At 63.7% G+C, this 14,100-nt stretch carries 9 protein-coding genes and 1 pseudogene; 1 reads left to right on the top strand and 9 read right to left on the bottom strand.

From position 1 onward, the window contains the following. Genes IWX88_RS06415 through IWX88_RS06405 form a run of 3 tightly spaced genes read right to left on the bottom strand, consistent with a single transcriptional unit; the run spans position 1 to position 3,330 of the window. Complete coding sequence (locus IWX88_RS06415) at positions 1-912, bottom strand: ABC transporter permease (protein WP_196828413.1); 912 nt, start codon at positions 910-912, stop codon at positions 1-3. Between the two features lie 4 nt (positions 913-916). After that, positions 917-2,116, bottom strand: a complete 1,200-nt coding sequence (locus IWX88_RS06410) for an ABC transporter ATP-binding protein (RefSeq protein WP_196828411.1) — start codon at positions 2,114-2,116, stop codon at positions 917-919. Beyond that, entirely contained in the window at positions 2,116-3,330 is a 1,215-nt protein-coding gene (locus IWX88_RS06405; RefSeq protein ID WP_196828409.1) for a PotD/PotF family extracellular solute-binding protein, read from the bottom strand. The genes IWX88_RS06410 and IWX88_RS06405 overlap by 1 nt, the downstream gene beginning before the upstream one ends. 368 nt (positions 3,331-3,698) lie before the next feature. Here IWX88_RS06405 and ald point away from each other — a divergent pair, with 368 nt between their 5' ends. Beyond that, positions 3,699-4,814: an alanine dehydrogenase gene (gene ald / locus IWX88_RS06400; RefSeq protein ID WP_196828407.1), complete on the top strand. Its 1,116-nt coding sequence runs from the start codon at positions 3,699-3,701 to the stop codon at positions 4,812-4,814. Positions 4,815-4,876: 62 nt separating this feature from the next. On the opposite strand, the gene IWX88_RS14200 is transcribed toward ald, so the two are convergent. From IWX88_RS14200 to IWX88_RS06375, 6 genes and pseudogenes are all read right to left on the bottom strand, one after another. Beyond that, the gene (locus tag IWX88_RS14200) at positions 4,877-7,891 is read right to left on the bottom strand and encodes an FtsK/SpoIIIE domain-containing protein (protein WP_196828405.1); all 3,015 of its coding nucleotides are present in this window, start codon (positions 7,889-7,891) and stop codon (positions 4,877-4,879) included. Between the two features lie 283 nt (positions 7,892-8,174). Next, positions 8,175-8,486: an FHA domain-containing protein gene (locus IWX88_RS13810; protein WP_231368928.1), complete on the bottom strand. Its 312-nt coding sequence runs from the start codon at positions 8,484-8,486 to the stop codon at positions 8,175-8,177. Between the two features lie 408 nt (positions 8,487-8,894). Next, positions 8,895-9,188: pseudogene (locus IWX88_RS14195) on the bottom strand (zinc ribbon domain-containing protein); the annotation flags it as partial. Positions 9,189-9,236: 48 nt separating this feature from the next. After that, positions 9,237-11,639: a transglutaminase domain-containing protein gene (locus IWX88_RS06385; RefSeq protein ID WP_231368927.1), complete on the bottom strand. Its 2,403-nt coding sequence runs from the start codon at positions 11,637-11,639 to the stop codon at positions 9,237-9,239. Beyond that, positions 11,636-13,114 carry a DUF58 domain-containing protein gene (locus IWX88_RS06380; protein WP_370568211.1) on the bottom strand — a complete coding sequence of 493 codons (1,479 nt, stop codon included), beginning with the start codon at positions 13,112-13,114 and terminating at the stop codon, positions 11,636-11,638. Before IWX88_RS06380 ends, IWX88_RS06385 begins: the two co-directional genes overlap by 4 nt. Beyond that, positions 13,111-14,082 carry a MoxR family ATPase gene (locus IWX88_RS06375; RefSeq protein WP_196828401.1) on the bottom strand — a complete coding sequence of 324 codons (972 nt, stop codon included), beginning with the start codon at positions 14,080-14,082 and terminating at the stop codon, positions 13,111-13,113. Before IWX88_RS06375 ends, IWX88_RS06380 begins: the two co-directional genes overlap by 4 nt. Positions 14,083-14,100 lie beyond the last annotated feature (18 nt).

The raw sequence follows: 14,100 nt of genomic DNA, 5'->3' as shown, positions 1-14,100 counted from the left end.
TCACAGCAGATCCTCCGTTCCACTCCGGCGCACGTAGACGGTGACGATGGCGAGGATCACGACCATGAGGATGATCGATAGCGAGGCCGCCGCGGGGTAGTTGAGTTGCACAAGGAAGTTGCTTTCGATGACGTTTCCGATCATGGCCGTGCCGGTGCCTCCGAGGAATTCCCGACTCGCATTCACATAGTCACCGGCCGCCGGGATGAAGGTGAGCAGCACCCCAGAAACGATTCCCGGCATGGACAGCGGGATCGTCACCGTGCGAAAGACCGTGAACGGATGGGCGTACAGATCGCTTCCCGCCTCGAGATAGCGTGTGTCGAGCCGCTCGAGTGCCGCATAGAGCGGCAGCGTCATAAACGGGATGAAGTTGTAGGTGAGCCCGAAGACGACGGCCACCGGAGTGCCAGTGATGTGTGCATCCGGAGCAAGTAACGACAGCGCCTTGAGGCCGGTGACGAAAGCCGACTCATCGGAGAGCAGAGACTTCCAGGCCAGAGTGCGCAGCAGAAAACTGATGAAGAATGGCGCAATCACCAGCACGAGCATCAGGTTCTGCAGCAGTGGCCAGTTGCGCGCTTTCACCCCGATGAAATAGGCGAGCGGATAGCTGAAGATCAGGGCGAACACGGTCGCAAGCACCGCGTATAGGAACGACCGCAGGATCTGATCGCCGTATTGCGTGATCGAAACGACATAGTTCTGCCACTGGAAAGCCGTCTCGTACACCCCGATATCGCCGAGAGCCGACGGCGCCTGAAGCGACGTGATCAGCAGCGACACCAGGGGAACCAGGAAGAACAGCACCAGATAGAGGATGCCCGGGAGTAACAGGAGCAGAGCGATGCGACTCTTGCGCCGCGGAGCCTGTTCCTGCACCGTTCCCGACGCGAATGCGGAGAATGCCATGGCCTCAGGCTCCCTTGAGCTCCGACAGGAGCGAGCGCTTCCGTTGCACAGCGATCGATGCGGTGTCCGCATCGGCGGCAAAACGCGGCGCCACAGGGCCTTCGTCTTCGAGCCCGAACCCGTGCTCGACCTTCCAGGAGACCCAGGCCTCCGCGCCCTCGGTGACGACCGAACCGGCTCCGGTGTTTTGCACGAACACGACAATGGATCCGAGCCCCGGGATGGCGATGATGTACTGCGTGCTCACCCCGCTGAACGAGACATCGATCACGCGACCGGGGCCGAGGATGTTGGTGCCGGCCGACGACGACGGCTCGGTGAGGTGCAGGGTGAGCTTTTCCGGTCGCACCCCGACCGTGACGTCGCCGGAGTGCCGCTGGGCTCGCGACTTCGGAACGACGATCGGCGAGCCCTCGATGTCGACGGAGATGCTGTCTGCCGTGGTGCCGGCCACCGGCCCGGTGAACAGGTTCGACTGGCCGAGGAAGTTGGCGACGAAGGCGGTTCGCGGAAGTTCATAGAGCACCGCGGGGGAACCGAGCTGCTCGATCCGGCCCTTGTTCATCACCGCGACGGTATCGGCCATGGTCATGGCCTCCTCCTGGTCATGGGTGACGTGAAGGAAGGTGAGACCGACCTCCTCCTGAATCGACTTGAGTTCGAGCTGCATCTGGCGGCGCAGTTTGAGATCAAGCGCACCGAGCGGTTCGTCGAGCAAAAGGAGCGCTGGGCGATTGACGATCGCCCTGGCGAGAGCGACGCGCTGCTGCTGGCCACCGGAGAGTTGCGATGGGCGGCGCGCGGCCAGATGATCGAGTTCGACCAGGCGCAGCGCCTCATGGGCCTTGGTCAAGGCATCCGCAATCCGACGACGGCGCAGACCGAACGCGACGTTGTCGATTATCGACATGTGTGGAAAGAGAGCATAGCTCTGGAAGACCGTATTCACCGGACGCTGGAACGGCTTGGTGTCGGTGACATCCTTGCCACCGATGAGGATGCGACCGGCCGTCGCCTCTTCGAGGCCGGCGACGAGACGCAGGGTGGTGGTCTTGCCACAACCGGATGGACCGAGCAGCGCGAAGAAGGATCCGGCAGGGATGACCAAATTCATTTCCTCGATGGCGGTGAAGCCCGGAAACCGCTTCTCAATGCCCACGAGCTCGAGATCTGCGCCGGAAGCGGCGAAGGTGCCCGTGCCCATCAGGAGCCCAGCAGGACAGCCTGGAAGGCGGCGCCGAATTTGCTCTCCTCGGCGGCCGTCAGGGTGCGGAATACCTTGGTGTTCGACAGCGTCTTCTCATCGGGGAAGATCAGCTGGTTGTCGGCGAGCGCGGGATTGATGGCCTGCATCGCCTCCCGCGCCCCGACGACCGGGGTGATGTAGTTGACCCAGGCTGCGACCTCAGCAGCGACCTCCGGCTGGTAGTAGTAGTTGATGAGCTCCTCGGCGGCGGACTTCTTCGGTGAGCCGATAGGTATCACGAAGTTGTCGTTCCAGAGCGTGCCGCCAGCCTCGGGGATGGCGAACTGCCACTTGTCTCCGGCCTCTGTGTTGATCACTGTGATGTCGCCAGACCAGCAGATCGCGGCGAGGGTGTCTTCGCTCTTGAGATCTTCGAGGTAGGCGTTGCCCTTGATGTTGCGGATCTGGCCGTCTGTCACCTGCTTGCGGAAGACATCGATGGCGTTATCGAATTTGGAGTCGGCCCACTTGGTCGAGATATCCACACCGTCCTGCAGCATGATCAACCCGATGGTGTCGCGCATCTCCGACAGCACCCCGACGCGGCCCTTGAGGGATTTGTCCCAGAGGTCGTCGACCGATTTGAGACCGCCGGGAACCTTGTCCTTATTCCAGCAGATGCCTGCAAAACCGCCCTGCCAAGGCAGGGACTTCGTGCGGCCCGGGTCGAAGTCGACATTCTTCAGCGATGGAGTCAGGTTCGTGGCATTCGGAATCTTGGAGAGATCAAAGTTCTGCACGTAGCCGAACCTGATGAGCCGGCTGACCATCCAGTCGGTGAGGCAGACGAGATCAGCCCCGATATTCTGACCGAGGGCAAGCTGGTCCTTCACCTTGCCGTAATAGGTGTTGTTATCGTCCACAGCGACGGTGTACTTGACGGCAATGCCCGACTTCTTCTCGAAGGCGTCGAGTGTCGGATGGGTCTTTCCGTCGGCATCCTCGTCGAGGTACGCCGCCCAGTTGTCCCACTTGATGTTCTTGTCGGTGCTCGATTTGTCGGCTGCAGCGGTGGGCTTAGCGGTAGCCGGGCCGGTGGAGCATGCAGCCAGTGACAGCGCCGCCACCGAAATCCCCGCCCCGGTGAGCACGTTCCTGCGGCTGAGCGAGGCGCTCTGCGCGTCACGGATTAGACGTTGGACCATCGGATCGGTAGGAATTGACCTGATCATTGGGATGCGGCTCCTTCACGAGATGAGAAAACGGGATGGCGGCAATCTGAGCGGGTGGAACCCCAGTGGTGCAACAGTGCTTTGCGAACAGTGCTTGATGAACAGTGCTCATCAAACGGTGCTTGAGGACCGGTATTGGTCAAAGAGCGTTGGTAGATACTTGCACAGCAGTCGACCGGTGCGCACCTGTGAAGGAGCAAATCCGCCATTCTGAAACACAATCTTCACGAAATCAGCACTTCGACGCATGATTTCATTGCGGAATCACGCGTGCGGCGACGCTACGATTGTCGTGCGAGTCGGTCATCCCGGCTGCAGACCGCCACGCCGAAGTGGCACCATCGCACCGACAATCACCCAGGAGTGTCATGAGAGTCGCCGTACCGTCCGAGGTCAAAAACAACGAGTTTCGGGTGGCGATAACCCCGGCCGGGGTGCACGACCTCGTCACTCACGGCCATGAGGTGCTCGTCCAGAGCGGAGCCGGGGTCGGGTCATCCATCCCGGATGAGGCCTACCGCGATGCTGGTGCTTCGATCAGTGCGGATGCCGCATCCACGTGGGCCGCCGCGGATCTGCTCCTCAAGGTGAAGGAGCCGGTCGAGAGCGAATACGGCTACTTCCGCGACGACCTGCTGCTCTTCACCTACCTCCACCTTGCCGCAGAACGTCGACTCACCGACGAGTTGGTCGCGCGCGGGGTCACCGCGGTGGCGTACGAAACGGTGCAGCTTCCCTCCCGCTCTCTTCCGTTGCTCGCTCCGATGAGCGAGGTCGCCGGTCGACTTGCTCCCATAGTCGGCGCAAACGCGATGATGAAACCCAACGGCGGCCCCGGCCTACTGGTTCCGGGAGTCCCTGGAACGCATCCCGCCCGGATCGTGGTGCTCGGCGGCGGCGTTGCTGGCACGAACGCCCTGTCGGTGGCGGTCGGGCTCGGTGCCGAAGTGACCGTGCTCGACACGAATCTCCAGCGCCTGCGCGAGATCGATGCTCTCTACGCCGGACGGGTGAAGACCATCGCTTCCAACTCATTCGAGATCGACCGAGCCTGCGTTGGCGCAGATATGGTGATCGGATCGGTGCTCGTTCCCGGAGCAAAGGCGCCAAAGCTCGTCAGCAACGAGCTCGTGTCGAGAATGAAGCCAGGAAGTGTGCTGGTGGATATTGCCGTCGACCAGGGCGGATGCTTCGCCGACTCTCACGCGACGACTCACGCCGACCCCACCTTTGCCGTGCATGGCTCGCTGTTCTACTGCGTCGCAAATATGCCAGGTGCCGTGCCGAACACCTCCACGTACGCGCTCACGAATGCGACGCTGCCCTATGTACGCGCGATAGCGAACCACGGCTGGATCAACGCGCTGCGGGCCGATGCATCCCTTGCCCTCGGATTGAACACCCACTCCGGAGAAGTCATCAGCGAGCCGGTTGCTGCCGCCCACGGGCTCGGTTTCCGCACACTCGCGAGCGTTCTGGCATGACGCTGGCATAGCGCAGGCATGATGGGGCATGACGCAGGCCTAACGCCGGCATGATGCGGCGGTCAGGCGGATGGTGCGAGCATCCGGCTGACCGATCCATCGGGTTGCAGCGACCAACACTGGTCTGCGCCGGTGCGGATCGGCGGTGGCAGTGTTCTGCGGCCGGTGAGTCCACGGAAATCGGCAACGCTGCATCGGTCGAACACGACGAGCCCAGACCTGCGCACAGCGCCGAGAAGTGCCCAGTTGGCCTGCCAGCCGTCGGGATCGCCAATGATCACCGATGGCGCTTGCGCGTCGATTACACCGAGTATTCCAGATGTGCCCGGCGTGCCCGGCACCCCCGGTACCCCCGGCACCTCTACTGACATCGGTCGCAACGGTGGCGATCCCGAGAGCAGCTGCACCTCGCCGGGCTGCGGTTGCAACGCTCGAAGACGGCGGGCGAACTCCGCGACCCTGGTCGTCATGATGGCGACGGTGCGGTAACCGGCGAGATCGAATCCGTCGGCTGCGAGAGCCGACGGTAGCTCCGCGGTACCACCCCCCGCAGACTCAAGCCCCGCAGACTCACCCCCCACAGGCTCAAGCCCCACAGGCTCAAGCCCCGCAGTGCCACTCTCGGCTGAACTCAGACCAACCTGGATGCGGGCCCCGCGCCACTCGCCCGAACCTGGCGGGGCATCCGGGGCGTACCCGACTGCAGTGCCGCCGGCTATCAGGTAGTCCTGTCGCGAGGCGAGTCGCAGAAGGACCCTCTCGTCACACAGCGATGTGAGGGTCTGGAGTGCGGGTGGGATCCGGCGCACCGACAGTCCGAGCCAGAGGCCGACCGCCGAGCCATCTCGGGCAAGTTCGACCAGGCGGTCGACGAAGGTGAGTACATATTCCTCCGGGAACCTCCCGACGAGCGCGTCGAGGTCGTCTGCGAGCAACAGCCGCGCACCTCGGACTCCCGCTCGAAGCCGCCCGATCGCGGCCTCCACCGCGTCCCAGGCAGCCTCCGCGGTTGACGGCAGACGCTCCACACCGCATGCCGCGCTCAGGGTCGAGAGCAACTCACTCTTACCGGAGCCCGTGGCTCCAATCACGAGCAGGCTGCCCCGCAGGGCTGGATCGTACTGCGCCGTGTCCTGCCGCTGTTGCTCGGGGAGATCGACGAGGGCGAAGGGAATACCCTCGCCGTTGAATTCGAGCGAGGCCAGCGGCACTACGGCGGGGAGATCATCACACCACGGCCGGCGGATCGATGGAACGGGGGCCGGATACTGGCCGATCACCCGCAGAATGTCATCCTCTCTCGCGCGGGCGACTGTGACCGGTTCTGGTCGATCACCGCCGATCGAGATGAGGGCCCGACCGGGTGAGTCCCCCGGCAACTCCGCGGCCTGGTCCGAGCCGAGCACGGCCAGGCTGTCAGCACGGTTATTGACCCGAAGCGAGAGTCGGAGGGTCGCGTTGGCGAGCACAGCATCCCGAATAACTCCGGCCGGCCGCTGGGTACACAGCACCAGATGCAAGCCGAGTGATCGACCGCGCGCGGCAAGGTCGGCAAACAGGTCGTGCAGCTGCGGGTAATCAGCTGCCATCGCTGCGAATTCATCGACCATGATGACGAGCCGCGGCAGATCTACGCCCGCGTCATCCACCGATCTCGCGCCTGTCTGTGCGAGCAGTCTCTCCCGAAACTTGAGCTCTGCCCGCAGGCTGAGCATCGCTCGGTGAGCGGTTCGCTCGTCGAGGTCGGTAACGATGCCCACCACGTGCGGAAGATCAGCAAGGGAGGCGAACGAGGCACCACCCTTGAAGTCCACCAGCAGAAAATTAACTACCGAGGGCGCGTGGACCCGCGCCATCGCGAGTACCCAGCTGACGAGGAGTTCACTCTTGCCACTTCCCGTCGTGCCACCGATGACCGCATGCGGGCCGTGCGATACAAGATCGATCATCATTCCCTCTGCCGTGTCGGCACGGCGAGCAAACACACAGGCGAGGGATCCGGCGCGAACACGAGAGACACCGGGCGGCATATTGGGCATCCCACCGGGGAAATCTCGAGTAACACTGGCGGGCAGAGACACGGGCAGAGGTAGCGAGAAGAAGCCCTGATCGGCGATGCGCTGCAATTCACAACGCACCCGACCAAGAGCCCGAGCCGAGGCCGTGAGGAATCTGCCGATCTCCCTCGCTTGCTGTGAGGACACCAATTCAACGAGGAGAGTGGCAGGCACCTCGAGCCCTAAGTCATCCGGGCAGCGGACCACCCGGGAACTGCGCCCGGTGATGACCTGCACCACCACGCGGCAGTGACCGGGAAGGTCTTCCACGCGGGAGGCGACAGCGATCACACCGGTCTCACCCTCGCAGGTCCAGGTCACCACTGCGCTGCCCGCCACTGCACTGCCCGCTACTGCACTGCCCGCCACTGCACTGCCCTGACCCGCCGGGGGCACCGTGCGATGCGGTAGTCGTGCGGTCCAGTCGCCCGCCCCGCCATCGGCGGAAAATACCCCTAACTCCGGCGAGAGCCGATCGCCGAGTTGCAGCAGAAGACCTCGTGCGACGGCGTGCGCAAGCGCGGCTGGGCCACACACCCCGATACCGAGTCGTGCGTCGACCACGATCGGCACACCGGTCACCAGTGAAGCGAGCTCATGCAGCTGCTCGATTGCCGCCTGCACCGGGTTATCAGCATCCACCGTCGTCGTTGACGAGCCATCCAGCCGCACCGAGCTCGGCATGCTCCCGAGACCGAGACGCAGTGGCACTCCTGCAGTTGCGGCGATGCGCCAGCGTTCAGGGTCGTGTGACACCCGTGAGGTCAGTCCGGTGGCACTCGGTACCGCGTGAAGCAACTGCTCACGCTCCTCGGCATGACGCCGTTCGATCTCCGTGCGCGTCGATGCCACCTCGCAGGCAAACCGCGCTGACTCACGCTTGGACGTGCGTCGGGACTGCAGTCGGGCATCCGCGACGCTGGCGATGGCGACGAGCGGACCGAGCAGCGCGAACACCAGCGCGAATGGAGAGCGGGTCAGCGCCCAAATGAGCACTGATCCGACCACCGGCGCAAGCACCGCAATGAGCGGAAAACCGTGCGGTCGGGGCCGCTCCGGCAGTCGGGGAACCGCCAGCGCCGATGTGCGCGCTGCTACCCGCCGCCGAGATGAGGCCAGGCCAGATGACGCCAGGCCAGGAGGGTCCGAGCGGGGAGAGACCGAGCGGGGAGGGCAGGAGGCTGGCACCGCATCAGCCAACCAGCGACAGTTGTCTCACTCGCAGGAGTAGCGACGATCTCGGGACAACACCCACCTGACCCTCGCCGTGGAGGAGAAGTGCCGACCGAGAAAGTGAAATCGGTCAGCTCACGATAAAGAACTGCTCGCCGATGTCGACGCGGGTGCCGCGAACGATTCGAAAACGCTTCTCCGGCTGGCAACGCACGACGGCGGACTCGGGCTCGCGCACGAGCGTGCCGTTTCCGGAGGCTCGGTCCATGATCCAGAATCGTCCGGCGTCCTGCCCGAATTCAAGGTGGACTTTGGAGACTGAGCGGCTCGGATCGAGCACGCGCACCAACTGGTCGAAATGTTCGCCGGGTTCAGAGCGCGGATTGCGCCCGATGAGTCCACTGCCGTAGACCGTGAAGCTCTCACCGGTACTGAACTGCAATACGAAACGCTCCCCTACTCGACCCGGACGCGAAATTCTGGTCGCTTCGAGGTCGCCCGAATCATCAAATGGAACGTCATCGGCCCGACCAGTTACCGCTCGTGCGGATTCGATCCTGCCCGTGTTATCCGAAGCACCCGTGTTATCCGAAGCACCCGTGTTATCCGAAGCACCCGTGTTATCCGAAGCACCCGTGTTACGGGAGGGACCAGTGTTACGGGAGGGACCAGTGGCGCCTGCGGACCTGGTGGTGACAGCTGGCGGCTCGAAATCAGGCAGGCGATCGACCACGACTGGCGGCCGCGGACGGGGAGCCGACGCTCGCGGCGGAGCAAGTTCGATGATCGCGGTGTCGCGGGACCGGCCAAAGTCCTCGCTCGCAGCGCGGGACACGAAGCCGCATTCCCCACAGAAGATATCGTTTTCCGACATCGGCGAGCCACACTGTTCGCAAGCGACGGTTGCGGCGCCATCCACTCGCGGGACAACCAGCGGGGGCACTGGATTCTGAACCGTCGACAGCACGGGAGACGGAGGATTTTGGCCAGTTACTCGACGCACGATCGGGGGAAGAGGCGCCGGCACCCGGCTAACCGGGACAGGCGGCACAGCAACAGGCGGCACAGCTGCGACCGCTCGACCGCATTCGCCGCAAAAGAGCGCCCCGGCAGGCAACGCGGTGGAACAAAAGTTACACGTCATTCGCCTGAGAACCTTCCCAACTGCAGCCATCCCGCTGCGACCATCCGACTATCTCCTGAACAGCCTCTTGACACTATATCCACCGAGGGATCGCAGCGAGATTGCCGCCCTGATGCGCTGCCGACGAGTTGCCCCATCGTCCAGTGATGCCCGAAGATCAGTGACCGCGCGCCAGAGAAGATCGGCCTCCTCATCCCGCGGCAGGTCCGGAGAAAACATCGCCCGGTCGGCGACTGCCGCGAGCACGAGCGACTGCACCCCTCCGACCTTCGAAGCGACCTCGGTGCGAGTGGATGATGGTGGCGGGTCATAACCGTGGTCGACGACGGCGTCCTCGAACTCCTGCCATCCACCGCTGATTCGCTGGATGGCCGTCGGGGCACGGCGCCGCAACATCCGTCGCCGCAGCTTTGCCACGACGATCGCGAGGAACGGGGCGAGGATGACGGCAACACCAAGCACAATCCAACCGACCAACCGGAGCGCAGCGAAAAGCACCATCAGGAAAAAATTGTCCTTTGGTGCGGAATCCTGAGTGCTTTCCGGCTGCTGCTGGATGTTCGGTCGGGTGGGGTCGTCGATGGGAGGCTGCACGGGCGGCTGCGGCCGGGCGATGGTTGTCGGATCCTTGGGGAGTTCCGCGGGGATGTCCCGCATCGGGGGCGTCGGATCCATCGTCACCCACCCGAACTGTGCCGTGTTGACCTCGATCCAGGCCGAGATATCCTTGCCGAGCACTACGGTCGGGCCCTGGGTGTTGACCTCGGGTACGAAGCCGAAGACCACCCGGGCCGGAAAGCCGAGCTGACGAGCCATCAACGCGGCAGTGACGGCATACTGCTCCTGATCGCCGATCATGCGCTGGTCGGTGAGCAACTGGCTGATGCGATCCGCAGCATGCCCGGAGCGGCTCGCCGGGAGGTCCGGGTCGACCCCGTGACTGAGGTAGCCGGTCTGTTTCATAGCGGTAATCATGGCCGCGAGGCGCGCTCCCGGTGTGGTCTGTGACCGCGTCCAGGCGTCAAGCGTCGATGAGAGCTGGTCGGGGATCCCCGCGGAGCGCGGCACTTCGGCGGTCCCAGGGCGGAGAGCTGCACGTTGATCCTCGGACGGCTGACGTGGCTCAACGGCCGTCAGCGAATACCTGTCGCCCGACCGAAGAGGCCGGATCACGGCGGCGGTTCCGCTTGCGTCGTTGTAATAAAACGAATTGCGCAGCTCCGAGGCATCCGGCCCGCTAAAGCTGATACCGGTGAACTTGCCGACGGTCGGAAGCCACAGGCCGGAATAGTCACCGACCAGGATGCGAAGTGATACCGGCGACCCGCGTGTACCCGACTGGTCGAAGCGGGCAGGAACCCGCGTGAACAAACCAGATTCGCTTGACACCAGGGAACTGCCGACCGAGTAGATGATTCCGTCATAGGTGTCGAGAGTGGCGATTCGGAGCCGCGCACCGATCGGGAGACCCGAGACGGTGAGCATGGTCGTATTGGCCGCGTTCGTCTCCTCGTAGCGCCGAAAGCCGCTGAGCGGACTCGCATAGACCCGTGGATCGAATGGCTTTTCGATCGCTGTGCGCAACACCTGACGCTGTTCGGTCGGCGGAAGAGTGAGCGTGGCAGCGACCGCACCGACCGCAGCGAGTACGACAATGAGTCCGGCGCTCATCACCGTGCGAAACCCGGCGAAACTGGTGTCGGTGGCCGCTTCGAGCGGTCGGCCGTCGCTATCTACAGCCTGCGCTGCGAGCAGTCGGAGCGAGTCTCGACGCCGGTACCACCGCCGCCAGACAAGCCAGCCCAGCGCACTCGCAAGCAGCCCGAGCGAGAGTTGGAGCGGCCAGGTCGCCGTCGAGGCACCGAACATGAGCGCGGTGATGAATAGCCCGATGGGTGCGATCACTCCGAGCTCCCCCCACTTGGCTCGGAGACCAACCGAAAGCCCGACGACGGTTGTGGTGAGCACGAGGATGAACGCCGGCACAAGAAGCGACTCATACGAGCCAACTGGGAGGGTGATGGTGAGAAGTCGCTTCCAGCCGAGGGCAGTGCTCTGCAGCAGTTCGAGTTCACCCTGCAGGGTGGGCAGCAGCGCGAAGAGCGAGCGATCGGGAATGGCGAGGGGCACACCAAACAGGAAATAGACGCTGACCGTGGCGAGAGTGATCCTGAGTGTCGACCACCGGTATCGCGCCCCGGATACTGCAATAACCGACCCGACCAGCACGGTCGCACCGATCATGATGACCAATTGCGCGGACTGGTAGATCGGCCAGAGCGCGGCGGATGCCACGAGCACGGTAAGCCAGAACATCAGGATCGTCATCGCCGTGAAAGCGAGGGGCAGGCGGGTACGGCGGGTGGATCGAGAAGGTCCCGCACCGCGCTTGTCTACCGTGGACCGGCGCTTGCTGTCGATGCGGCGGATGCTGTCGGAGCCGGTGCTCATACCGCCACTGACCTGGCAAGAGATTTCTGCAGATCTTCGAGGTAGCCAATCGTGAGCACACTGAGCCCGGCAACCCGGCGAAGTCCCGGAATAGTCTCGGGATCGCACACGACTGCGACCACTTCCACTCCGGGGGGAAACTTGGTCGATGCCGCTCGAAGTTCGGTCACCGTGGCAAGAGACCCGCAGACCAGGAACGCCACCGAGATCCCGGTGATCTCATCGGCCGCGACGCGGGCGACATCCACAATGCCGAGGGCGGATTCCCCGTGCTCGATGACCGCGAGGTCATCAAGCAGTCGGGTTCGGGTGAGCGTGTTGAGGTGTCGCACCGCGAGCACCTTGCGCTTGGCGAACTCGGGCGTCTTCTCGCTGACGACGACGGCAACGTTGCGGGCATCCCGGATCGCGCGCACGCCGAGCGATCCGGCGACGCTCACCGCCATTTCGAACTCCTCCTCGGTCGCGTAATTCGCGGTCGCGAGGCTGAGAGCGATCACGAGGTGAGACCGGCGGGTCTCCTCGAACTGGCGCACCATATAGGTGCCGGTCTTCGCCGTGCTCTTCCAGTGGATATAGCGGCGCTCATCCCCCGGCACATACTCGCGCAGTGCGTGGAACGACACATCGCTGTTGGAGAGGTCTCTGGTGGGATTGCCCTCGAGATCACGCACGAACCCGGTGCTGGTGGAGGGGATTCCGATCGTTCGCGGGTGAACAAAAAGTTGCTTCGCATCCGTCCAGAGCAGTTCACGGCGCACGAGACCTACCGGGTCGGCCCGCACCGTGCGTACCGGACCGATCCAGAGCACACCGCGACGGCTCGTCGGCAGGAGGAATTCGTGCTGAAACGATGCGCCGTGCGCCAGAGACGGCATGGCGATCTCCGCCAGCCCGCGGCCGACCGACACCTCGACCTTCAACCCGGCATGTCTGCGAGTGGTCGGATTGGTTACCGTGATCAGACCGGTGGCTCGTTCCCCCACGACGACCCGACTGTGCGTGACCGAGAGCTCGATTGAGAAGGCGATACGACCGATGAGGTAGATCGTGGCCACGATGATAAGCACCGTGCCAGCAAATGCTACGGCGACAAGTTCCACCCAGCCGAGCCCGTAACCCAGAACAAAAGCGGCTGGCACGAGGAACAAAATTGACCAGCCCAACACTGTGACGACCGAGGAAATCCGTCGTGTCCACCCGGCGAAGATCGCCCCGATCGTGCGGAAGAACCGCACGAGGGTGATGATCGCGTCGGCAAGCAGGCCGGTGCGCTCTCCCACGATGCGAGTGCGTGCGTTCGTGAGGCCGACCGTGCCAGTGCTGTGTGACGTGCGGTGTGACGTGCGGTGTGACGTGCGGTGTGCTGAATCGAACTTCGCGTTGGAGGTCGTAGCACGTGACAGGTGGCCGGATTGGCCGCGGGCCACTCGCGCGCTCGACCCCTGCCGCTCCGGCTCTCCCCGACCGCTCACACTGCCTGCCGGTCACTGGGGGGTGGGGTTTCGATCAGTAGCTGGCTCACGATACTCGAGGCGGTGATTCCGTCGAACTCTGCTTCGGGATCGAGCACAAGGCGGTGTGCGAGCACCGGTTCCGCGAGTGCCTTGATGTCATCCGGAATCACGTAGTGACGTCCGTTTGACGCAGCGCGCGTCTTAGCGGTACGGATGAGCGCGAGAGCCCCGCGCACACTCGCACCGAGTCGCACCTCGGTTGCCGAGCGGGTTGCCTCCACGAGTCGCGAAACGTAGTCGTTGATGCTGGCATCCACGTGCACCGTGCGCGCAAGGGCGCCCATCTCCACGATCACTTCGTCAGTGGCAATCGGGGGCAGGATCGTATCGTGTGCCTTCACGTCGGAGCCCTCGAGGATGCGCACGGTCGAGGCATGGTCGGGATACCCGATCGACGTCTTCATGATGAACCGGTCGAGTTGGGCCTCCGGGAGCCGGTAGGTGCCCGCCTGCTCGATGGGGTTTTGCGTTGCGATGACCATAAATGGCGCTCCGACATCATGGGAGATCCCGTCCACGGTGACGCGGCCCTCCTCCATCACTTCGAGCAGTGCGGACTGGGTCTTCGGGCTTGCCCGGTTGATTTCATCCGCGAGCACGATGTTGGCGAAGATCGGGCCACGGTGGAACTCGAACTCACCAACCCCCTGGTCATAGATACTCACCCCGGTGATATCGCCGGGGAGCAGATCGGGGGTGAATTGGATGCGGCTCGATGCCCCCTTCACGCTCTGCGCGATGGCGCGCGCAAGGGAGGTCTTACCGGTACCGGGAAAGTCCTCGAGGAGCAGGTGCCCCTCGCTCAGTAGCGCGGTGAACGACAGCCGGATGACGAAAGTCTTGCCGAGCAGCACCTGGTCGACATTCGCGACAAGTCGATTGAAAATGTCGGAGAACCAGACCGCCTGCTCGGGTGTCATTGTCATACCGGTGCCTCTCGGTTC

The organism is Frigoribacterium sp. CG_9.8 (assembly GCF_015751965.1).
Taxonomy (GTDB): Bacteria; Actinomycetota; Actinomycetes; order Actinomycetales; family Microbacteriaceae; genus Lacisediminihabitans.
This window is presented reverse-complemented; position numbering and strand designations above follow the sequence as displayed.

Excerpts from the sequence above, each read along its gene's own strand:
- IWX88_RS06415 (WP_196828413.1), bottom strand. The coding sequence starts at position 912 with ATGGCATTCTCCGCATTCGCGTCGGGAACGGTGCAGGAACAGGCTCCG.
- IWX88_RS06385 (WP_231368927.1), bottom strand. The coding sequence starts at position 11,639 with ATGAGCACCGGCTCCGACAGCATCCGCCGCATCGACAGCAAGCGCCGG.
- IWX88_RS06375 (WP_196828401.1), bottom strand. The coding sequence starts at position 14,082 with ATGACAATGACACCCGAGCAGGCGGTCTGGTTCTCCGACATTTTCAAT.
- IWX88_RS06405 (WP_196828409.1), bottom strand. The coding sequence starts at position 3,330 with ATGATCAGGTCAATTCCTACCGATCCGATGGTCCAACGTCTAATCCGT.
- IWX88_RS06410 (WP_196828411.1), bottom strand. The coding sequence starts at position 2,116 with ATGGGCACGGGCACCTTCGCCGCTTCCGGCGCAGATCTCGAGCTCGTG.
- ald (WP_196828407.1), top strand. The coding sequence starts at position 3,699 with ATGAGAGTCGCCGTACCGTCCGAGGTCAAAAACAACGAGTTTCGGGTG.